This window comes from Paenibacillus sp. FSL M7-0420 (genome assembly GCF_038002345.1).
In the GTDB taxonomy this organism is placed as follows: Bacteria; Bacillota; Bacilli; order Paenibacillales; family Paenibacillaceae; genus Paenibacillus_AQ.
In genome coordinates this window covers 6,818,514-6,840,079 of the sequence record NZ_JBBOCJ010000001.1, presented here as the reverse complement: position 1 = coordinate 6,840,079, position 21,566 = coordinate 6,818,514, and the positions used below count along the sequence as shown (strand labels likewise).

Annotated in this window: 14 protein-coding genes; 10 read left to right on the top strand and 4 right to left on the bottom strand. The window is 53.8% G+C overall.

Going from position 1 to position 21,566, the window contains the following annotated elements; genetic code table 11:
• Window positions 1-14: 14 nt before the first annotated feature.
• The 4 genes from MKX51_RS29345 (at window position 15) to MKX51_RS29330 (ending at window position 8,652) form a co-directional block, all read left to right on the top strand.
• A complete protein-coding gene (locus MKX51_RS29345) occupies window positions 15-3,764 on the top strand; it encodes an S-layer homology domain-containing protein (protein WP_340994804.1) in 3,750 nt (1,249 codons plus the stop codon).
• A gap of 195 nt (window positions 3,765-3,959) precedes the next feature.
• Window positions 3,960-4,760 (top strand): ABC transporter ATP-binding protein, encoded by an 801-nt coding sequence (locus MKX51_RS29340; protein WP_340994802.1) that lies wholly within the window; start codon window positions 3,960-3,962, stop codon window positions 4,758-4,760.
• Window positions 4,753-6,417, top strand: a complete 1,665-nt coding sequence (locus MKX51_RS29335) for a hypothetical protein (protein ID WP_340946429.1) — start codon at window positions 4,753-4,755, stop codon at window positions 6,415-6,417. Before MKX51_RS29340 ends, MKX51_RS29335 begins: the two co-directional genes overlap by 8 nt.
• Before the next feature lie 225 nt (window positions 6,418-6,642).
• Window positions 6,643-8,652, top strand: a complete 2,010-nt coding sequence (locus tag MKX51_RS29330; RefSeq protein WP_340994800.1) for a putative bifunctional diguanylate cyclase/phosphodiesterase — start codon at window positions 6,643-6,645, stop codon at window positions 8,650-8,652.
• 536 nt (window positions 8,653-9,188) lie between these two features.
• On the opposite strand, the gene MKX51_RS29325 is transcribed toward MKX51_RS29330, so the two are convergent.
• Window positions 9,189-10,883 (bottom strand): methyl-accepting chemotaxis protein, encoded by a 1,695-nt coding sequence (locus MKX51_RS29325; RefSeq protein WP_340946434.1) that lies wholly within the window; start codon window positions 10,881-10,883, stop codon window positions 9,189-9,191.
• 247 nt (window positions 10,884-11,130) lie between these two features.
• Here MKX51_RS29325 and MKX51_RS29320 point away from each other — a divergent pair, with 247 nt between their 5' ends.
• The gene (locus tag MKX51_RS29320) at window positions 11,131-11,562 is read left to right on the top strand and encodes a MarR family winged helix-turn-helix transcriptional regulator (protein ID WP_340946436.1); all 432 of its coding nucleotides are present in this window, start codon (window positions 11,131-11,133) and stop codon (window positions 11,560-11,562) included.
• Window positions 11,563-11,657: 95 nt separating this feature from the next.
• Here the strand turns inward: MKX51_RS29320 and MKX51_RS29315 are convergent, their stop codons facing one another.
• On the bottom strand, window positions 11,658-13,520 hold the full coding sequence (locus MKX51_RS29315; RefSeq protein ID WP_445322040.1) for an LTA synthase family protein: 1,863 nt from the start codon (window positions 13,518-13,520) through the stop codon (window positions 11,658-11,660).
• A gap of 280 nt (window positions 13,521-13,800) precedes the next feature.
• Between MKX51_RS29315 and MKX51_RS29310 the strand changes: the two genes are divergently transcribed.
• Together MKX51_RS29310 and MKX51_RS29305 are read left to right on the top strand one after the other, a co-directional pair.
• Window positions 13,801-16,116, top strand: a complete 2,316-nt coding sequence (locus MKX51_RS29310) for an ATP-dependent DNA helicase (RefSeq protein WP_340994798.1) — start codon at window positions 13,801-13,803, stop codon at window positions 16,114-16,116.
• Between the two features lie 53 nt (window positions 16,117-16,169).
• The gene (locus MKX51_RS29305) at window positions 16,170-17,138 is read left to right on the top strand and encodes a Gfo/Idh/MocA family protein (protein WP_340994797.1); all 969 of its coding nucleotides are present in this window, start codon (window positions 16,170-16,172) and stop codon (window positions 17,136-17,138) included.
• A 27-nt stretch (window positions 17,139-17,165) separates the two neighbouring features.
• On the opposite strand, the gene MKX51_RS29300 is transcribed toward MKX51_RS29305, so the two are convergent.
• On the bottom strand, window positions 17,166-17,846 hold the full coding sequence (locus MKX51_RS29300) for a CidB/LrgB family autolysis modulator (protein WP_340995755.1): 681 nt from the start codon (window positions 17,844-17,846) through the stop codon (window positions 17,166-17,168).
• A complete protein-coding gene (locus MKX51_RS29295) occupies window positions 17,846-18,217 on the bottom strand; it encodes a CidA/LrgA family protein (protein WP_036692167.1) in 372 nt (123 codons plus the stop codon). The genes MKX51_RS29300 and MKX51_RS29295 overlap by 1 nt, the downstream gene beginning before the upstream one ends.
• Before the next feature lie 112 nt (window positions 18,218-18,329).
• Between MKX51_RS29295 and cidR the strand changes: the two genes are divergently transcribed.
• The 3 genes from cidR (at window position 18,330) to MKX51_RS29280 (ending at window position 21,196) form a co-directional block, all read left to right on the top strand.
• Window positions 18,330-19,247, top strand: coding sequence for a cidABC operon transcriptional activator CidR (gene cidR, locus MKX51_RS29290; protein ID WP_340994796.1), 918 nt, complete (start codon window positions 18,330-18,332; stop codon window positions 19,245-19,247).
• A gap of 114 nt (window positions 19,248-19,361) precedes the next feature.
• The gene (locus tag MKX51_RS29285) at window positions 19,362-19,646 is read left to right on the top strand and encodes an aspartyl-phosphate phosphatase Spo0E family protein (protein WP_340946444.1); all 285 of its coding nucleotides are present in this window, start codon (window positions 19,362-19,364) and stop codon (window positions 19,644-19,646) included.
• 143 nt (window positions 19,647-19,789) lie between these two features.
• Window positions 19,790-21,196 carry a DNA-binding protein gene (locus MKX51_RS29280; RefSeq protein WP_340946445.1) on the top strand — a complete coding sequence of 469 codons (1,407 nt, stop codon included), beginning with the start codon at window positions 19,790-19,792 and terminating at the stop codon, window positions 21,194-21,196.
• The last annotated feature ends 370 nt before the right edge of the window (window positions 21,197-21,566 follow it).

Here is a 21,566-nt window from a genome sequence, read left to right as displayed (position 1 = left end):
TCGAGGTGCACATAATGACAAAACTGATTAAGCTCAAAAAGATAGTTCCGCTGCTGCTGGCAGCCCCTCTATTTGTTCTCCCGGTTCGCCAGGCAACAGCAGACCAGGCCGTGCCGGAAACGGAAGCCTTCGTTCAGGCTGCTGCCGGGGGCAGTGTAAGCCATTATAATTATTTCAACAATGTCTACAGCAATTTGAAGGACGAGAAACATGTGTTCAAGACAGCGACGTATGAGGACATCGTCCATCTGTTTGAGAGCGAAGGGAATTACGCTGTGCTGGTGGGTGGAGCGTGGAGTGAGAATACTCAGGCAGAGATAGGGTTTATTAATGAGGCTGCCAAGGCGTACGGTATATCCACCATTTATAATTTTGATACGAAGCTGGATGGAGATAGCCTGGATATTGCTGACAGCAATAATAAGTATGCATATAAATACGTGGATCTGGTCAATAAGTACTTGAAGAATCTTGCCTTGTACGACAAAAGCATTCCCGAGCATAATGTCAGCTACGTAAACAAAGCGGGAGCCGTAATTACTGCGAACAAGCTTGAAGCGCCTTTTCTGTTCGTATACAACAAGGATCATAGAGACAGCCAGGGCAACAGTGCCCCTATCGTATCTTATCTGAACGAGAGCAGGTCCTGGAGTGATTTCCAGACTGGCGGAAAGCTGGACCCTGTTAAGGTTGCGGATTACAAAGCCCTGCTGGAGCCTGTATTCCGTTCGGTGCCTTCCTTTAACACGATTGATGAGTCAGCTTATATCAAGGCGGCCTTCAATAAGAACTATCTGGGGGAGAATCCGGGGAAGCCGGCAATCTTCACGGAAGGGGACGGCAGTCTTGTCTATGAGCATGTTACCTACCATCAGCTCAAGCAGATTTTGGCCAGTGACGGGAATTATGCGGTTCTGTTCGGCGGGTCCTGGTGCCCGAATACGCAAGCGGTCATCAAATACATTAACGAATATGCCAGAAAATATCAGGTGGACAAAATATATTTCTTTGACACCAAGCTGGATGCCGGGGTGACTGTCGCCGAACCGGATAATAACAGCGGCGGTACCTATCCGGCCAATCCGCACGGCAATGAAGAGCTTCAGATCCGGCTAACAGGACATCCCTATGCGAACCTGTATGTCGATCTGGTTAACACCTATCTGACCAACATCAAGACAGAGAACAATACGGCGGCGAAGCCTTCCGTCATCAGCTATATCGATGCGAGCGGCGTCAAGATCAACGGCGACCGGCTTCAGGTTCCGTATCTGTTCACTTACAGCAAGAATAATAAGGATGAAGCCGGGAATAGCGCTCCGATCCTGGGACATGTGGAGCTGATGTACTCCTGGACGAACATTCAGCCGGGTTATGTGGATACCAGATATCCTGGCGTGTATCCGGCCGGCGTCCGATATTCCAATACCGTTGCGGCGTTGTCGGCTCTGTATTCGAGACTGGAGAGCGTGCCGGGCGGATTGACAGGAATAGCCCCGGCTGCGGCCGGAGGTACTGACGGGCAGATTGCAGGCACAGCAAACAGAGCATTGGAGTACACAAGGGAGGGGGAAACTGCATACACCCCTGTAACAGGCGAGGCAATTACCGGACTCGCTCCGGGAACCTACACTGTCCGCTACGCCTCCAAGCCGGGGTATCAGGGGCCGATTACGTCCACTGGCGGTGCAGTAGCCATCTCTTACCCGGCAGGAGCTCCAGTGAAGGTAGTGGTGCCGGAATATATTGAGTCCCAGGCGGCACCTTCCGGATTGACGGGGGTAGCTCCTACTACAGAGGAGAATATTGACGGGCAAATTACAGGGACGGTGGCCGGACAGGAATATAAGCTGGCTGAAGGCGCTGAATACCTCAAAGTAGAAGGTTCGTTGATCACTGGACTGACCCCGGGGATCTATCTGGTGAGATATCCTGCCAGAGAAGGCTATAGCGCCAGCCCGGCAACCGAGGTTGAGGTTCCTGCCTACGGGGAGCAGGCGGCGCCGACCGGACTGGCAGGCATTGCACCGACCACTCCCGAGAATAAGGATGGACGGATCACAGGCACCACCACGCTACTAGAGTTCAAGCTCTCCACAGTCACAGATTATGTCTATGCGACGGATGGTGAGATTACCGGACTCGTGCCGGGTGTATACAATGTAAGATTTGCAGCCAAAGAAGGCTATAAGGCGGGGCGCGCTGCGGATGTAACCGTGCCGGCTTATACGGCTGAGCAGGCAGCCCCAACGGGACTGGCCGGGATTGCTCCAACATCTGCAGCGAATAAGGACGGCCGGATTACCGGTACCACGGCAGCGCAGGAATATAAGCTGTCTACGGCTACGAGCTACGTGTATGCAACAGGCCCGGAGATCACCGGTCTGGTTCCGGGTACGTATGACGTCCGATATTCAGCCAAAGAAGGCTACAAGGCGGGTGCGGCTGCCAGCGTCACTGTGCCTGAATATGTACCGGCTTCCGGCGGCAATCCACCGGCATCCACCGGCGGTACACCGCCAGGATCAGCACCGGGATCAACACCGGCTACGCCAGTCAGCAGCGAGCCTGTTACGACAACAGCAGGGGCAACGGTGACAGTATCGGCCACGGCTTCGGCCACTACCGATGACACTACCGGAGTAACTACGGCGTCCCTTACAGCGGATACGCTCTCCCGACTGGTGGAGAGCCTCATCAAGGCTGAAGCTGCCGGTAAAAAAGCTATCCTGGAGATTAAGGTGGAGACTAAGACAGATACGCAGACCGCAGAGCTGATTTTGCCAAGAAGTGCGTTCAATGCTTTGGCCTCAGGGACGAAGGCAGAGATTAAAGTGAACTATCTGAATGTGGGAACCATCACCCTTGATGCCCGGTACGTAGCCAGCATCAGCGGAGCGGCAGACCCTGGGAATATTCATATCCGGATTGCTAAGGTATCGCTGAACGAAGAAGGACAGGCGGTACTCGGCAACCGGCCGGTCTATGATCTGTCACTGACCGCAGGTGACAGTGAGATTAAGGCGTTCGGCGGTGGTAAAGCCAGTATTAGTGTGCCCTACACCCTGACGGCAGCCGAAGACGCCGATTCCCTGGTCATCTATCATATTACAGAATCCGGCAGCCTGGAAACGATTCGCGGCGGGTATAGCCAGGCGGCGGCCAGTGTGAATTTCGTTACCCCGCATTTCTCCCAGTACATTGTCGGGTATAACAAAGTGAGCTTTACCGATGTGCCGGAGAGTGCCTGGTATAACAACGCAGTGAGCTTCCTGGCAGCCAGAGGAATAACCTCCGGCACGGATGACAACAATTACAGTCCGAATGCCGCTGTAACCAGAGGCCAATTCATTGTTCTGCTGCTCAAGGCTTATGGAATAGCGCCAGAGAATGAAGGAGCCGCCAACTTTACCGATGCGGGGGCTACTTATTACACCTCTTATCTGGCGGCTGCCAAGAAGCTGGGGATTGCCTCCGGCTCCGGGGATAACCAGTTCAAGCCGGATCGGCAGATTACACGGCAGGAGCTGTTCACCTTGCTGTACCGCGCACTGAATACGCTGGGCGAGCTTCCCGGGAAGTCCGCAGGGTCAGCAATATCCGCTTACAGCGATACAACTCAGATTGCCGGATACGCACAAGAAGCCCTGCAGGCTCTTGCGGAACACGGAGTGATCAAGGGGGATAATGGAAGATTATACCCGCAGGAGCTGTCCACGAGAGCACAGGCGGCCCAGGTTATCTATAATCTGTTGGCGCAATAGCACCGCTTCCTCAGTAGCATAGCAAGTTCATCAAGAGTAGCCTAAGGGCTGCTCTTTTTGCTGTTTTCGGGTCTATGCAGAAATCACGCTGCGATAAATCACAGGAATCAAGTGCTAAAATTTGCTAGAATAGGGTGAATGGTACTTTCTGTTGCTTGAAGGAAGAGTGTGCTTACCGAAGGGAGAGAGACGTCAATGGGCTTAACTGAAGAGCCGGTGATTTCAATTGAGGGCTTGTGGATGAATTACAGTGACCGGATGGTGCTGCGGGGGATTGATCTGAAGGTATACCGCGGGCAGATTATCGGATATATCGGACCCAATGGGGCCGGTAAAAGCACGACAGTCAAGATTATGCTCGGTCTGGTGGAGGGTTACAACGGGACCATACGGATTTTTGGCAGGGATATCTCGGACGGGGATACGGCTTACAAAAAAAGAATCGGTTACGTGCCTGAGGTAGCGGAGCTGTATGACAGCCTGACAGCGCGGGAGTATCTGACCTTCACCGGTGAGCTGTACGGACTGAAGCAGGCGGATGCCGATGACAAGGCGCGGAAGCTGATGGGGCTGCTGGGAATGGATAAGGCCTATGATATGCGGATTGCCTCCTACTCCAAGGGGATGAAGCAGAAGGTGCTGCTGATTGCCAGCATGCTGCATGACCCGGATATTCTGTTCCTGGATGAGCCGCTCAGCGGGCTGGACGCCAATAGTGTCATGGTGGTCAAGGAGATCTTCGCCACGCTTGCCGCCAGGGGCAAGACCATCTTTTATTCCTCGCATATTATGGATGTGGTCGAGCGAATCAGCAGCCGGATCATCCTGCTGGACGGAGGCGATATTGTCGCGGACGGAACCTTCACGCAGCTGCGGGAGCAGAGCCGGGAGGGGTCACTGGAAGAGATTTTCAATCAGCTGACCGGGTTCGATCAATACAGGGATATTGCAAGCGAGTTCGTGGCTGTGATAGGCGAGGGTGCGGGGCATGAATGAATTCCTGATTCTGAAGCTGCTTGACCGGGTACAGTGGATCTTTAAGAGCCTGGGAGCCGATTATGCGCTCATGCGCCGTATTCTTCAGGTCAAGCTGACGATGGATGGCAGACGGACACCTACCCTGTTCTCCGGGTCGCAGAATTCCAAGCTGGAGATGGAGGGCTCCCCCTTCAGAGTCCAGTGGCTCTATCTGCTGCTGGGGCTGATGCTGATCGCTATGGTTGCGCCTAGAGACCACCATATCCTGATGATGAGTCTGCTGTTCAGTATCGTGATGTTCCTGATCACCACGACGCTGATCTCCGATTTCTCGACGGTGATGCTGGATTTGCGCGACAAGAACATCCTCTTCTCCAAGCCGGTGGACCGCCGCACACTGAACATGGCCAAGAGCTTACATATTCTGATCTATCTGCTGACCTTAACACTGACCTTCACCGGACCCTCACTGCTGTTCTCTCTATTCCGGCACGGGCCGGGCTTCTTCTTCGTGTACGCAGCTGAGATTCTGCTGATGGACGGCTTCATCCTGGTGTTCACTGCGCTAATCTATCTGCTGATCCTGAGGTTCTTTGACGGGGAAAAGCTCAAGGACATCATCAACTACGTTCAGATTGTCCTGTCTGTGGCGGTAACTGTCGGCGCGCAGCTGGTTAGCAGGATGTTCAATCTATCGGAGCTGGGGCTGGATTTCACTCCCGCCTGGTGGCATTTCCTGCTGGCTCCGGTCTGGTTCGGGGCGCCGTTCGAGCTGCTGGGCGGAGGAACAGGAAGCCGGTCCGTGATTATTCTGACAGCGCTCTCTGTGGTGGTGCCTGCCGTGATGTTCGCCGCCTACATCCGGCTGATGCCGGTATTTGAACGCAGCCTTCAGAAGCTGGCTGAGCATGGCGCAGAGGGCCGGGATAGCGGACGGCTTGCCCGTGTGCTGTCCGAGACCGTGTGCCGGAACAAAGCGGAGGCCATGTTCTTCCGCTTCACCTGGTCGATGATGAAGAATGAACGCGAGTTCAAGCTCCGGGTATATCCGACCATCGGCTTCTCGCTGATCTTTCCCTTTATCTTCATCTTCAATCAGGTGTGGAGCGGCGATCTGGCCGGGATCAGAAGCTCCAAGTCCTTCCTGTTTATCTATTACAGCGCGCTGCTGCTGATGACAGTCGTGCAGATGGTCCGTTACTCGGCCAGCTATAAGGGGGCATGGATCTATCAGGTGATTCCTTTACCGGGCAAGGGGCTGGTCTACCGGGGAATGCTGAAGGCAGCGGTCGTGAAGCTGCTGGTGCCGCTCTTTCTGCTGGAGGCGGCAGTGTTCATCGCTCTCTTGGGCTCCTGGATTATTGCAGATATGGCAGTCGTCCTGCTGGCTCTGCTGCTGTATGCCGTGATTTGCTTCCTTACGTTCCCGAAGGCGCTCCCGTTCTCGGAGAAGTACGAGGCGGCGCAGCGGAAGGAATTCACCGGCAGTGCTTTTGTACAATTGTTCATTCTTGGGGGGCTGGCCGGAGTGCACTATGTCTTCACTCTGATTCCTGCAGGAATATACATCTACATGGTAATTCTGGTAGCTGCTAATGCCTGGATCTGGCGCAGGGCGTTCCTGCCGGACACCTCCCGGGACAACGGATTTCCAACCCTTCGCGCAGGCGGCTGAGGACAAATATGGACAATTTTTGCCGGCGTTCAAAAAAGGGTCCAAGTTCCATTATTTACTTAGACAGCCCGGTGAATACAAGGTAAAATACAGCTAAAGTTAGTTTTCAGAGAATACCTGCAATCATTATATACTCTTCCATTTATCCGCTATTCGTATATTGATTTATAACTTAAGATAGACCCTGAAACGACGCTGATACTATAACCAGTGAAGAGGTCAACTATGGATCAAATGGGAATCCACTATAATATCTGGATCGTTTTACTATCCTATGCGCTAGCTGCCGCAGCAGCGTACTCCGCGCTTAATCTGATTTCGCAGGTTTCCCATTCCGCGGGCCGGGTCAGACGTCTCTGGCTGCTCTCGGGTGCCTGTGTCCTTGGCGGCGGGATCTGGGCCATGCATTTTGTCGGCATTATGGCCAGCCGCCTGCCGTTCAAGGCCAGCTACCATCCGGTGATGGCTGGCGTGTCCCTGCTTATTATTATGTCCTCCTGCTATGCAACCCTTCAGCTGGTTACGGCTCCCCGCCAGAGAAGCTGGCGGCTTCTCGCGGGCAGCGGCATACTCGGCAGCGGCATATCGTTCATGCATTATGCCGGAATGTCCTCGATGGAGATGGAGGCTAAGATTCATTACAGGGCAATGGATCAGGCTGTATCGGTACTGATTGCCCTTGCCGCTTCCTACATCGGAGTTCTAATGTTCCGCAGATTCAAGGATGATACAGGCTTCAACCGCTGGAAGCTGTATTCGGCTCTATTCATCGCCCTGGCGGTTACCGGTATGCATTATACGAGTCTGAGAGCAAGCGACCTGCATAGTTACAGCTGGCAGGCGCCCGCCCCGATGCTGATGGAGACCGATGTGGTTCTGCTGACTGGGATTTCACTGGTTACCCTGTTCGTGCTGGCAGTCTCCGGCGGGACTGTGTTTCTGGACAGGGATGTATTGGAGCGCATGGCCTATCATGACCCGCTCACCGAGCTGCCGAACCGGCATGGTCTGGAGCGCTACTTCAAGGATGATTTCTTCGGCGGGATCTCCGGCGCCGTGTTTTTTGTTGACCTGGACCGCTTCAAATCGATTAATGATACGCTGGGCCATGATATTGGCGACTTGCTGCTGCGGGATGTATCTGCGAGGCTGACCTGCTGCGTGGATGGGAAGGGGAAGGTGTTCCGGCTTGGCGGGGATGAATTCCTGATTGCGCTGCCGGATTGCACCACCGTGGCGGCAGAGGAAGTAGCACAGCATATCCTCCAGGAGCTCAAGAAGTCTTACAGTATTGAAGGTAACGAATTGTACGTAACTGCGAGTGTGGGAATCAGCATGACTCCGGCGCACGGCACCGACCGTTCGGCGCTAATGAAGGCAGCCGATACGGCGCTCTATACCTCCAAGGATTCGGGCAAGAATAAATTCAGTGTGTTCGATCTGGAGATGAACCGTCATCAGGTCCGGCGGATGTCACTTGAGAAGGATCTGCGCAAGGCGCTGGCCCGCTCGGAATTCATGGTGGTCTACCAGCCCAAATGGGATTCGCTGCTGAATGTCACCGTGGGGCTTGAAGCGCTGCTGCGCTGGAGACATCCGGAGCATGGCGTCATCTCTCCGGGAGAGTTCATTCCGATCGCCGAGGAGACCGGTCTGATTGTCCCTATTACATACTGGATGCTGCATGAGGTGTGCGGACAGAATATGCTCTGGCATCAGGCGAAGGTTGCCAGTGTAGCGGTCTCGATTAATATGTCGGCGCGGATGTTTGAAGGCGGAAGCCTGTATGAGGTAGTGGAAGAGGCGCTGTCGCGTTCGGGCCTTGCGCCGCATTTCCTTGAACTGGAGATTACCGAGTCGATTGCGATGAACAATATGGAAGAGACGGTAGCCCAGCTCTCCAAGCTGCGGGATCTCGGTGTGCGGGTGTCATTGGATGATTTCGGAACCGGTTTCTCTTCGCTTGGCAATCTGGATGAGATTCCAGTGAATACCCTGAAGATTGATCAGGTCTTCATCCGCAAGAGTAAGATGCATTCCAAGAAAGCGATCATCAGCAACATCATTGCCATTGCCAGCAATCTGAACATGGAGGTTGTGGCGGAGGGCGTGGAGACTACGGAGCAGATTGAGCTGCTGCAATCGCTGGGCTGCCGGGTGATGCAGGGCTTCTACTACGGGCGTCCGATGCCGGTTAACGAATTGGGCCAATGGTTCATTGAGAATACGGCATAATGTATCTGATTGCTGTTGCACAAAAAGGGCTGTCCTGGACGTGGAGGGTTGTTCCACATCAGGGCAGCCTTTTTCACTGGTTAGGAAATTATGATTTTCTTTTATTGTGGATAAGCCAGTCAGGCATGTAAGCGAAAAACCGAACACAATTGGACGGGGTGCGCCGCGTAGCCAGACGTATTTTCACAGAAAAACCGAATACAATGGGTGCCGCTGCGGGAGGGAAGGGCCCCATGCATCACAGCCAGTAACATTTTAAGAGGAATCCTGCCAAAAGTGCAACAATACTGCCCCAAAGAAGCGGTCTATGCTGAAATCCTGCACGAAATGCAACAAATTCAGCGCTAACTTGCTCTAAACACCGAAATTTGTGCAAAAAATGCAACAATGTACTTCAACCCGTAAAAGGTATAGAGGAATCCTGCAAAAACTGCAACATTACCATTACTACTCCTTAAAAGCGGCCGGTGAGAGAGGCATTAGCATCGTTCCACCCGCAGGGTGATTTTGTTCTGAATAATATTTAAAGTTCCGGTCTAGATTTTGAAATTCTCGACCAATACCTGCAGCTTCTCTGCCAGGGAGGAGAGGAATGCGGCGGAAGATTCGACCTCCTGCATGGCGGCAAGCTGCTCTTGAGACGAGGCGGACAAGGTCTCCGCGCCCTCGGCTGTCTGATTGGAGACCGCTACGATCTTCTGGATCGAAGCGACAAGTCCGTCAGAGAGCAGGGCCAGCTCACGCACGGTGGCTGAGATCTGCTGGCTATGTGCAGACATATCGGAGACGGATGACTCAATCTCGGAGAAGGAATGGCCGGCCGCTATAATCATCTCTTTGCCGTGATGCATCTCTTCCGTGGAGTGCTTCATGGTCTCTCCGGCCTTGTCCATCTGCTGGACAATCAGACTGACCAGCTCACCGATCTGGCGGGCAGATCCGGCCGAACGTTCAGCCAGCTTGCGTACAGAGCCTGCCACAACGGCGAAGCCGCGGCCCTCTTCTCCGGCCCGTGCGGCTTCAATCGCCGCATTGAGGGATAACAGATTCGTCTCCTCGGCAATACTGGCAATAGTGCCGACAATATTCTCAATCTCTTTGGAATGGCTGCCCAGCGTCTCGATAATACCGGATAGATCCGAGATGCTTGCGCCCACAATGGCCATCTGGGAGGTGGTCGAGTCCATAGATTCCCGGCCCGTCCGGGCCTTCTGGGAGTTGATGGCGGCCTGGTTCATTGCGCTGTCGGCATTGCCTGCAATCTCGGTAATGAAATGCGACATATCCTGTACGGCCTTGAAGCTGCCCTCCAGATTCTGCAGCTGGGTATGCGCCCCGTCGGCGAGATCCAGGGTGACATTAACACTATGCTCTCCGGCGCGGTTGGTCTCCTGGGCACTGGCGGACAGCTCCTGGGAAGAGGAGGCAACCAGCATGGACGTATCATTGACCTGTGTAATCAGGTTGCGCAGATTCAGAGTCATCGCATTGAAGTCGCGGGCAAGCTCGCCGATCTCGTCCTTGGCTGTGAAGAGCAGCGGTTCCCGGGTCAGATCGCCTTGGGCTACCGTATTCACGGATGCAGACAGCTTGGTGAGCGGGCTGACCATCCGGCGGATCAGCAGATAGGCGGCAAGAATCGCAATAATCAGAATGGAGCTGCCGATCAGGAAGGGCTGGGTGATGATATCCATGGTCCGGGATTGAATTAAGGGGCCGTCGAAGTTAATCGCCATTAATGCAATGATGGGTTTGGTAGGGTCATGGTCCTGATAGATGGGGCCGTAGCCGGTTTTGAGGGAGGTGCCCTGATATGTATACACCTTCGAGTAGGCGGAGTGCTTCATCTTGATAATCATTTGTTTATCTTCATCTGAGAAGTAGAAGGAATCTCCAGCTTTGTATCCGCGTTTTTTGAAGTTTTGGTCAGCGGCCAGCACCTTGCCGTCCAGTGATAGAATGAAGGCTTCTTTGAAAATAGGCTTGTGATCACTGATCCATCCGATGCGGTCTTCAATCGCGGTCAGCTTGCTGGAATCCCCGGCAGCCAGAGCGGTTATGTCGGCAGGATCAATAAGGCCGGTAGTGATATTCGCGCAGCCTACCAATTCAATGCCTGCAGCTTCATCGATCTGCTTGTAGGCCGCATGATAACCGAAGAAGCCTATGGATGAACCAACCAGCAGCAATACAATCAGCATCATCCATGTTAATTTTGTTGCCAATTTCATAACAAATATCACCAGCCCTGACTCTAAAAGATTAAGTGAATTATGGGTTCACTGCTACGATTATAGCGCATACGCTGCGGTTTGAGCAGACGTCAGAAAAAGAATTTTTGTGTCGGAAAATGATGGATTATGTATAAAAAATCATTGAAAATAGGCGCTGAATCCTATCTTAAATTCAAAAAATATTGTTGCCGGACCCGTATAATGGTACGCTTGAAGCAGAACAAACGGACTGGGAGCTGAAGGAATGTCGCAAGAAATCAATCCTTTGATCGAACGTGTGGGATTATCCATGTGGAAGGTTCAGCGCAGAATCATGTCGCAGATGTCATTGCATAAGGAATTGGGCTTGACTGTGCCGCAATTCGGGCTGCTGCATATGATCTTTCAGGAGCAGCAGGCACGGGTGATTCAGCTGGCGGACAAGATGGAGGTGAAGTCCAGTGCAGTCACTGTCATGCTGGACCGGCTGGAGCTGCTGGAGCTGATCGCCCGCGTGACGGACGAGAATGACCGCAGAGCGGTAATCGTCACGATCACCGGCAAGGGACAAGAGGTGCTGGAAGAAGCACAGCGCCGGTCACTGCTGCTGCTGGAAGAGCATTTGGCCATTCTGGAGCCGGCAGAGCTGGAGAACTTCGCGGATTATTATCTCATGCTGGAGAATCAGGAGCGTTAACATAAGCATCACAAAGAGGCAGCGCTTCTCCCGTTACGGAGAGGCGCTGCCTCTTGTCTAAATAGAATTTATATGCCGTTTCTACTTGTGTCTGGCTATTCTGCGGCAGGTTCTTTGTCCGGCAATTGTGTAACATAGCTGTCAGACAGCTGGCGCAGCCGCAGAGCGCGGTTGTATTCATCCTCGTTGCCGGCCGGAGCAGTACCTCCGGTCGCCAGCGGATATTGGGTGTTATCCTCGAAGCTGTTGCCCGGAATCAGCAGGGCAGAGCTGGAGATGAAGGAGCCGGTAGGCAGGTAATACCGCTGCGGCAGCAGATTGTAGGACTGGCTGAGCAGATCCTGGCCGAAATGAATGTTGTGATCCATGGATACCCCCAGCAGGCTGGCAGCTGTAGGCATAATATCAACTTCTCCGCCGACCTGCGCAAGCTTCTGCGGAGCAATTCCTTCGCTATGGATAAGCAGCGGAATGTTGAGCATATTGGCGTAGCTGTAATCATATCCGTAGATTTCCTTCATTAACTGTTTGTCGTCATGATCCAGCGAATAGATCGGCAGTCCCATATGGTCGCCGTAGACCATAACCAGACTGTTCTCCCATAATCCGCTGTCCTTCAGTTCATCTACAAACTGTCCGAAGGCATAGTCCGCATAGTTCTGGGACCGGACATAATCGCCGACAAAGGTTCCTTCATACCGCTCAGGAAGCTTCATCTTGTGCTTTTCTTCAGGAATAGTGAACGGGTGATGCGCCGACATGGAGATGACCTGGGCATAGAACGGCTGGCCCGCATCGCTCATTTCCTTCAGCTTCTCCGAGGATTTGCGGTAGAGCACCTCATCGGAAGCGCCGAAGAAGAAGGCATCCTCGTCACCGAAGAACTGGTGATCGTAATATTTCTGCCAGCCGAGGGCTTTGTATAGCTCACCCCGGTTCCAGAATTCCACTACATTGGTGTGGAACGTGGCCGTCTGATAGCCGTTGTCTCCCAGCAGACGGGGGAGACTCGGCAGCTGCTTGTCGATATAAGACATGGTAGCCGCACCCTGCGGAGGAATATAGAAGGACGAATTGACCACGAATTCCGCATCGGAGGTGTTGCCTTGGCCGACCATCTGATAGAAGTTCGTGAAGTACAGGCTCTCCTCCATCAGGCGGTTCAGGTTAGGGGTAATCTCCTGGCCGTCTACCTTCAGACCAAGCAGGAAGTTCTGGAAGGACTCCAGCTGGATCACAATCAGATTCTTGCCCTTGGCGGCACCGGCATAAGCCGAGACTGCTGAAGGGTCGATGCCCTTGAGCTGATTAATCGTGCCCTGTGTGATTTCACTGGCCTGGACCAGCTCGGTTTTATCTTTGGCAAAGATCGTGTATGCTTCATAATTAAGGATGCCCATCTCCTGGGCCTTCTTGATCTCATTCATGCTCGCCTTATTCGGAAGAATATTGAACAGGCAGAGTCCGAGCGAGACCGCGAACAGTACGACATGCAGCGTCCGGCCACTGCGCCGGTTGATCTGGTCTTTTTTATAATTGCGTCCGTTCTTATTAATGAAGAAGTAGAAGCCCAGCACGATAATATCGGTGAAGATCAGCAGATAATAAGGGTCCATCAATGAGAACACGCTGTTCTTGACGGCAGTGACCTGGTTCACCTGCTCGGCGGCATGGTAAGTGACAATGACCCCGTAATATTTGAAGTACATAATGGCGGCAAAAAAGATCGCGGTAACCAGCAGATTGACCGTCATGTAATAGCCGAGCTTCCGTCTGGAAGCAAAGCGCTCAATCAGGAAAAACAGGGCCCAGACAAAGGGCAGCTCCGTCAATACGGATTTCCAGAATTGCAAATCATCAAAGATTACACCCCAGGCCAGCAGGCTTTTGAACAGAAAAAGAATGGAAAAGAACACAAATGGCTTAAGGAGCCAGCGTTTCACAGTTTGGGATGACACAGCTTCGCCTTCTTTCTGAAGAATGAACAGGTTTCCCGGGTGATAGGAAACAGCAGCATGAGGACATAAGAATACCATTATCAATAGAACTTATTATGCAGTGCCAGGGAAGGAATGTCAAAAATCAGAAGCGGCCGTATACTCCCTGGAGCGCGCGTAAACTACGGCTAGAACGAACCCGGCGCAGGCCACTCCCTCAGGCGGGGGAATATCGGCGTTAAACGAAGAATATGAGCCTTACGCAGCGGAAGCTGGCGGAAATTATTGGAGGTGGGGACGGATGGAGCATACAGAAATCACACTGTCCGTGAGGGCGCTTGTGGAATTTGCCTACAGCAGCGGCAGTCTGGAGCCGGGCTTCCGCAGCGGAGCCGCCATGGCGGAGGGGACGCGCAGCCATCAGCTGATCCAGAAGCAATACAAGGAAGGGGACCGCAAGGAGGTCTATTTGAAGACCGGAATTGCTTACGGAGAGCTGCTGTTCCAGATTGACGGACGCTGCGACGGCCTGCTTACGGCGGAGGATGGGAGCCTGACGGTGGATGAGATTAAGTCCATGGCCGGAATCCCGGACCCTGCGCTTGAAGGGAAGGAGGTACACTGGGCGCAGGCTTACATGTACGCTTACATGCTGGCAACGGATCTTGAGCTTCCCTGCATTCAGGTGAAGCTCACCTATGTGCAGCGGGGAAGCGAGGCACAGTACAGTCTCTACCGGGAGATGTCCCGTGAAGCGCTGACGGCCTTTGCGCTAGAAACGGTAAGCAGGTATGCACCGTATGCCGAGATGATGGTCCGTTACAAGGCGAAGAGAGGGGAGAGCATCACGAACCTGTCCTTTCCATTCTCGGCTTACCGGCCCGGCCAGCGCCATTTCGCCGCCGCAGTCTACACCTCCATTGCTGAGGGGGCGAATCTCTTCGCCCAGGCACCGACTGGCATCGGCAAAACCATGTCCACCCTGTTCCCGGCGGTCAAAGCGCTGGGTGAAGGCAAGGCGGCCGGTATCTTCTATCTGACCGCCAAGACCGTTACACGGATCGCGGCGCAGGAGGCAGCCACGATGCTGAACCTCCGGGGGCTGCATCTGCATGTCATTGCGCTGACGGCGAAGGAGAAGGCCTGCTTCCGGGAGGAAGGCATCTGCGGCACGGATTCCTGCGCGTATGCGGAGGGCTATTATGACCGGATCAACGGCGCGCTGATTGATATGCTGGAGCATGAGACGCTGATGACCCGGGAGACGATCGCCGGCTATGCCCATAAGCATCAGGTCTGCCCGTTTGAATTCTCGCTGGATGCCGCCTATGCCTGCGATGTTGTTATCTGCGATTACAATTATATCTACGACCCGCGCATCAGTCTGAAGCGCATGTCTGAGGAGCGTAAGAAGAACACCGTGCTGCTGGTGGATGAAGCGCATAATCTGGTGGACCGGGGCCGGGAGATGTATTCGGCTGCGCTTACCAAGGCCCCCTTCCTGGCGCTCAGCCGGACCTACAAAACGGCGAATCCCCGGCTCGGCACTGCCGCCAAAGCGGTGAACGCTTTCTTCATTGCGCTGCGCAAGATCTGCGGTGATAAGGGTGCGGGAGAGTGGGCGGCCTATCCGGAGGAACTGCCGGAGCTGCTGGAGAACTTCGCAGCCGAAGCGGAGCTGGAGCTGCTGAATTCCTCTTCCCCGGTAAGCTCTGTGCAGGCGGAGGAGGACGGGGCGTATAGCCTGCTGGATACCTATTACGCAGTACAGGGGATGCTTCGCACCTTCAAAACCTACGATGAACGCTACATTACCTATGCCGAGGTGCGCAGCGGAGATGTGTATCTGAAGCTGTTCAATCTCGATCCGTCGCATTTGCTGCAGCAAATGGGCAAGAGCTTTCGCAGCCAGATTCTGTTCTCTGCGACCCTCTCCCCGCTCTCGTACTACAGGGACATGATCGGTGCAGGCGAGGAGGACTACAGTCTGAGCCTGGCCTCGCCTTTTCACAAAGAGCAGTGGCAGGTGTCTGTCCTGCCGGTATCCACCCGGTTTCATGACCGGGATGCTTCCTTACAGCCGCTTAGTAATGCTCTTAAAGGCATGGTCTCGAAGAAGGGCAACTACCTGGTCTTCTTCCCCTCTTATGTGTACTTGAGGAATGTCTATGAGGTGTTCACTGAGAAGTACCCTGAAGTGCCTACGCTGCTGCAGGGCAGCGGGATGAGCGAGCCGGAGCGGGAGAGCTTCCTTGCGGCCTTCCGCCCGGATAACCCGGAGCCGCTGCTTGGCTTTGCCGTGCTGGGCGGTATTTTCTCCGAAGGGGTGGATCTGCCCGGCGACCGGTTGAACGGGGTGATGGTCGTAGGTGTCGGACTCCCGCAGGTGGGTCTGGAGCGCAATCTGCTCCGGAGCTATTTCCAGTCACAGGGCAAGAACGGCTTCGATTATGCTTATATCTACCCTGGCATGTGCAAGGTGCAGCAGGCTGGAGGGCGGCTGATCCGCAGTGAGAGCGACAGCGGGGTCATTGTGCTCGCAGACGACCGCTTCATGCAGCCTTCCTACCGGCAGCTGCTCCCAGAGGAGTGGCGGGACTACTCTGTTATGACCTAAGCGGGTATAATCTACTGAAAAGGCATTCACCAGACAACTCAGGAGGTAATGACATGACGCTTAATATCGGACTTGTTGGAACAGGCTGGTTCTCCAAGGTACATGCGGATTTGCTGGCGGGCATGGAGGATGTGTCGCTGAAGGCGGTCTGCGGCAGCAGCAAGCTTAAGGGAGAAGAGATGGCCCGCCCTTACGGGGCCGAAGGCTACGGGGAGATGACCGAGATGCTGGACAGCCACAAGCTGGATGCCGTCTACATCTGTGTGCCGCCACAGTCGCACGGGGCGATTGAACGGGCGCTGATCCGCAGGGATATCCCCTTTTTCATCGAGAAGCCGCTAGGCTCAAGTACGGCCATTCCGGCCAGTCTGCTGGAGGATATCAAGCAGCATCAGCTGCTGACTTCGGTAGGCTATCATTTCCGCTATCAGGAGAATATCCAGCGGCTGAAGCAGACGCTTGCCGGAGACAAGGTAGGGATGATTACCGGAGAATGGATGGGCGGAATGCCCGGCGTGGCGTGGTGGCGCAATCAGGAGCAGTCCGGCGGGCAATTCACGGAGCAGACGACGCATATTGTTGATCTGCTGCGTTATCTGGCCGGTGAGGTGACAGAGGTCTACGGCATGTTCGGCAACCGGATTATGCATGAGAAGCATGAAGGGGTGACCGTAGCCGATGTGGGCACCGTGTCGCTGAAGCTTGCGAGCGGCATTATCGCCAGCATCTCCAATACCTGTGTGCTGCCCGGTGAGGTGAACAAGGCCGGAATCAGCTTCTATAATGACAACGGCATGCTTGACTGGAATCCGGAGCGTCTTCTTGAAGTCCGCAGCGGGAACAGCAAGGAATACAAGAATTCAGGCAATCCTTACGCGGTAGAGAGCGAGGCATTCCTGTACGCTGTCCGCACCGGAGACCGCTCCCGTATTCTCAGCGATTATGAGGACGGGTACAAGACGCTGAAGGTAACCTGCGCCGCGTATGAATCCGCCCAGAGCGGATTGCCTGTGAAGCTGTAGGCCTCCGTCTTAGGGCCAGGGAGCTGCTTAATGAATGAACACTGCGAGGAGTGCGGGTGCCAGCCCAATGGAGAACAGCGCCGCCAGAATCATCGAGATACTGGAGATGGTTCCGGTCAGCGAGCTAAGCTCGAAGGCCTTGGAGGTACCGGTGCCATGCGCTGCAGTGCCCAGTGAGACTCCGCGTGCCACTTCATTCTCAATGTGGAAGAGGCGCAGCACCGAGGGCCCCATCATCGTTCCAAGCACACCCGTGAGAATGACGAAGACTGCGGTGATGCTGGGAACTCCGCCGATGCTCTGCGAGATGCTCATGGCAATCGGCGTAGTTACCGAACGGGGGACCAGGCTGGTGGCGAGATCTCCGCTCAGGTGCATTAATTTGGCCAGCAGCATGGACGACAGTACAGCCGTTACCGTTCCTGACAGCACGCCTGCCGCAATTTCGGCGGCGTGTTTTTTGAGTAGCTTGAAGTTCTTGTGCAGCGGAATCGCAAAGGCGATTGTCGCCGGCTGAAGCAGGTCTGACAGCCATTTGCCGCCTGCATTGTAGGATTCATAAGAGCTGCCTGTGATCAGCAGGAAGCCGATGATTACCAGCGGAGTGATGATCAGCGGAGAAGTGTACATTTTGCCGCTGGCCGCATAGATCCGTTTGGTTATAAGATATACCGTGATGGTAAGTCCAAGGAATAATAGTCCGGTCATCATGAGCTTCTACGCTCCTTTACTTTATAGATAACGCCTGTCAGCAGACCTGAGCTGGCCATGACAGCAAAGGTGCCTACCAGCACAACAGCCAGTACCTGCAGGCCGAAGGATTCCAGCAGCTTCGAGTAGTTCATGACCCCGATAGCCGATGGAATGAAGAACAGCAGCAGCTCAGCCAGCAGCCATGAAGCTCCTGCTTCCACCCAGTTCAGCCGGATCACGCCGGATTCGAGCAGCAGGAATAATAGAATCATCCCGATAATGCTTCCGGGAAGCGGAATATGCAGTAGTGAGGTTAATCCGTTAACGAGCAGGGAGAACACGGTTAGTCCGGCCACCTGCAGTAAGCCTAAGGCAATCTTTTTCATCATGATTACCTCCTTTCATCTCTTACTGAAATTTTACATCTAATTCTTTCATAGGTACAATGAATGGATTGAATATCTCACATTCTAATTGTCTATGCATGGAGGGTACCTAATGGATATCAGACAGCTGGAGTATTTCGTGCAGGCTGCCAGGCTGAACAGCTTCTCCAGAGCCGCAGAATCGCTGTATATCACCCAGCCGACCATCAGCAAGATGGTCCGCAATCTGGAGACGGAGCTGGGAGCCGACCTGTTCTACCGCGAAGGCCGGAGCATCCGTCTCACGGATGCCGGAGAGCTGCTGCTCGTCAAGGCGCAGAACATTGTAGAGTCCTTTGCCAGCCTCTCCTCCGAGCTGGACAGCCTGCGCAATCTGAAGCAGGGGCATATCCGTATCGGACTTCCGCCCATGGTGGGGGCCAGCTTCTTCCCGGCGGTCATCGGGGAATTCCACCGGAAGTATCCCGAGGTGACAATCCGGCTGCATGAGGACGGGGCGAAGAAAGTGGAGGATGACGTAGAGTCCGGCCAGCTCGATATCGGGGCGATTGTACTGCCGGTGGACCCGGCCAGATTCCACTGCTTCACCTTTGTGGAGGAGAAGCTGGAATTGCTGGTTCCCACAGGCCACCGTCTGGACGGAGCGCAGCAGGTGCCGCTGAAAGAGCTGGCCGGGGAGGAGTTCGTCCTGTTCCGGGAGGACTTCGCCCTCCATGACCGGATTATCTCGGAATGCGTCAAGGCGGGCTTTCAGCCCAAGGTGGTCTATGAAAGCTCCCAATGGGATCTGATCAGCCGGATGGTGGCCGCCGGAATGGGCATTGCGCTGCTGCCGGAGACCATCTGCCGGGATATCGACCGTTCGCGGATTGCGGTGATTCCCCTGACCGAGCCGGTGATTCCCTGGCAGCTGGGCATGATCTGGCGCAAGGACCGCTATCTGTCCTTTGCCGCGAGGGAGTGGATTGCTTTTGCGATGAATGTATTAGGAGAGCGGTATTCGCGGCCGGAGCCTCCGGAGGATATATAAATAACAGAGCTTATTTATACTTCCGCCGACATTTTTTTCTTTTTTTGCAAATTTTGTTTTTTGGCATCATGATTTATGATAAGGGAGAAGTTGATAGAGAGAAGGTGAGTAACCGTGAACCTTTACCAGAATTCTCCTGATATTAGCGGCCGGGATTACAGAGAAGATGAGCTGTTCCTTACTATAGAGAATTTAAGAAGTGAGCTGCTGGAGGTGGCCCAGGAACGGAGTCTGAGCGACCATGCAGTGCTGGAGCTTAGCCAGCGGCTGGACGGATATATCGTGATGGCCCAGAACCTGATGATGGAGAGCCTGCGCAGCCGCAAGAATGGAGCCGCGCCCTACGGCAAGAATAAGAAGAGCCAGCGGATCAGGAATCAGGCGGCTCTGCAGCAATAATCTATAATACACCCGAGCATCTGACGGTGTTTGTTAATCGTGGTCCTACTAATGTGGGGCCATTTTGTTGTGCTTTTCATAGTGTTGTCCTATAATGGCAATTAATAGAAGGATAACCTGAATGATGGATAGGGAGGTGCCGGGTGGAGGCGAAGCTGACTACATTACGTACGGAAATCGAGAAGAGTCTGTCCCGCTCGGGCCATAATCTTGCCTCATTTGCCAAAGTCTCCGGCCTGAACCGCGGCAGTCTCAGCGCCATTCTTCACGGCAATCCGCCGAAGCCCATCTCGTTGGGACAGCTCGATGCCATGATCCGGGCCTTCGGCTTCCCGGAAGGCTGGCTGTATCCGCTGTATGTGGATGAGTGCTTCAGTGAAGAGCGGATCTCCCGCCGCCGTATCGAGCCCTTCCTGGTTAAATGTGCCGAGATGGGCAAGCAGCAATGCATTGAAGAGGTCTTAAGGCGGATTATGGAATATCAGCGGCCGCTGGATATCATCTACAGGGTGGCAGAGAGGCTATTCTGCAGCGGCAAAGTACAGGAGTCCATCGTATTCTACAAGCTGATTGTAGACCATGAACAAGACAGCTATTCCGAGCGTATGGCGATTAGCCAGTACCGTATCTTCATGTCTTTGCAGTCTACTCCCGATGTGGATATGGAGCAGAAGCTGCGCGCCGTCATCAGCTTCGAGCCTTACCGCGGGCTGCTTCCCGAGGAGATGCAGCTGGACGGGCTGCTGAAGCTGGCGAAAGTATGCTTCGCGCTGCACCGCTGGAAGGATGTGGAGAAATTCTCCGATGAGCTGAGGGCGTTAGCAAGCGGAATCTACCGCGAGGAGCTGCGCCGCAGCAAGGCGAGGAGAGGGGAGCCCTTTCAGGCGGAACGCCCGCTGGTGGTCTATTACGGGCACGGTTATCTGCTGAAGGCATCGGCGCTTACGAAGCAGGGGGAATATGAGCAGGCCAAGAAATATACCGCCGGCTATGCGGACCTGGGATGGTTCGAGATGCTGGATGACGAGGGGCGCAGCAGTGTGGACAGCTTCAAGCTGTTTGCCACGGCCAACGGGTTCACGCTGGAGATTCTGATGGGCAACATCTCTGTATTGCCGTCCTATATCGCTTTCTTGTCCGAGCATCCCGGCGAGATTCTGTCCGGCATGGTAATCATTATGGAGTCGGCCAACCGCTTCGGGTTCTCCGCTGATGCTGTGATGTCGCGCTTTTCCCGGGAGATGCTGCGCTTCGAACAATTCCAGGATACGATCAATGTAGACCGGGTGTACCGTCTCTATTATCAGATTGCGATCTATCATATCTCCCGCCAGCAGTATGCCAAGGGAATAGACTATATCATTCATTGCCTGCGTCTGACCATCAGACTGAACAGCGGCAAGGACTTCATTAACTGTGTAACCTTATTTGAACTGAACAGAGACTATGCCTCGGATACCCAGCAGAATGCATACCGGGAGCTCATCAGGGAGGTGAGAGCGCATGAAGAGATCACTGTTGATGACGGTCAGCGTTTTGGTATTGTTTAGCTTCATCCTTGCGGGTATAGGAACAGATCAGAAGTCTAAGACGAGAGGGTTAACTGCTGTTGAACACGGAGTGGAATTCTAAAGCGGATTAGAGCAGTTAATTGTATATCTAAGAGAGACTCCCCGGCCCTTTGTGTCGCGGGAGCGTTTGCGCGTGATAATGTGAAAAAAGTTACATGACTCTGCCGAATGATGTTCTCCATTCTGTAAATATTAAGAGCGCATTCAAGAATTGACAAAGTGCAGGCACGAAAATATAATTAGGTAGCCTAATTAATATAGGGTTTAATTATTTGTAGACCTAACTAAAAATGGAGGTGGAAGCATTGGGATAAATCGCGAAGGTGAAAACTCAGTCGGACACAAGCTT

What these genes read in the sequence shown, in the direction of transcription:
- MKX51_RS29305 (WP_340994797.1), top strand. Translation starts at nt 16,170, where the DNA reads ATGACGCTTAATATCGGACTTGTTGGAACAGGCTGGTTCTCCAAGGTA.
- MKX51_RS29325 (WP_340946434.1), bottom strand. Translation starts at nt 10,883, where the DNA reads ATGAAATTGGCAACAAAATTAACATGGATGATGCTGATTGTATTGCTG.
- MKX51_RS29345 (WP_340994804.1), top strand. Translation starts at nt 15, where the DNA reads ATGACAAAACTGATTAAGCTCAAAAAGATAGTTCCGCTGCTGCTGGCA.
- MKX51_RS29295 (WP_036692167.1), bottom strand. Translation starts at nt 18,217, where the DNA reads ATGAAAAAGATTGCCTTAGGCTTACTGCAGGTGGCCGGACTAACCGTG.
- MKX51_RS29320 (WP_340946436.1), top strand. Translation starts at nt 11,131, where the DNA reads ATGTCGCAAGAAATCAATCCTTTGATCGAACGTGTGGGATTATCCATG.
- MKX51_RS29310 (WP_340994798.1), top strand. Translation starts at nt 13,801, where the DNA reads ATGGAGCATACAGAAATCACACTGTCCGTGAGGGCGCTTGTGGAATTT.
- cidR (WP_340994796.1), top strand. Translation starts at nt 18,330, where the DNA reads ATGGATATCAGACAGCTGGAGTATTTCGTGCAGGCTGCCAGGCTGAAC.
- MKX51_RS29330 (WP_340994800.1), top strand. Translation starts at nt 6,643, where the DNA reads ATGGATCAAATGGGAATCCACTATAATATCTGGATCGTTTTACTATCC.
- MKX51_RS29340 (WP_340994802.1), top strand. Translation starts at nt 3,960, where the DNA reads ATGGGCTTAACTGAAGAGCCGGTGATTTCAATTGAGGGCTTGTGGATG.
- MKX51_RS29335 (WP_340946429.1), top strand. Translation starts at nt 4,753, where the DNA reads ATGAATGAATTCCTGATTCTGAAGCTGCTTGACCGGGTACAGTGGATC.
- MKX51_RS29300 (WP_340995755.1), bottom strand. Translation starts at nt 17,846, where the DNA reads ATGACCGGACTATTATTCCTTGGACTTACCATCACGGTATATCTTATA.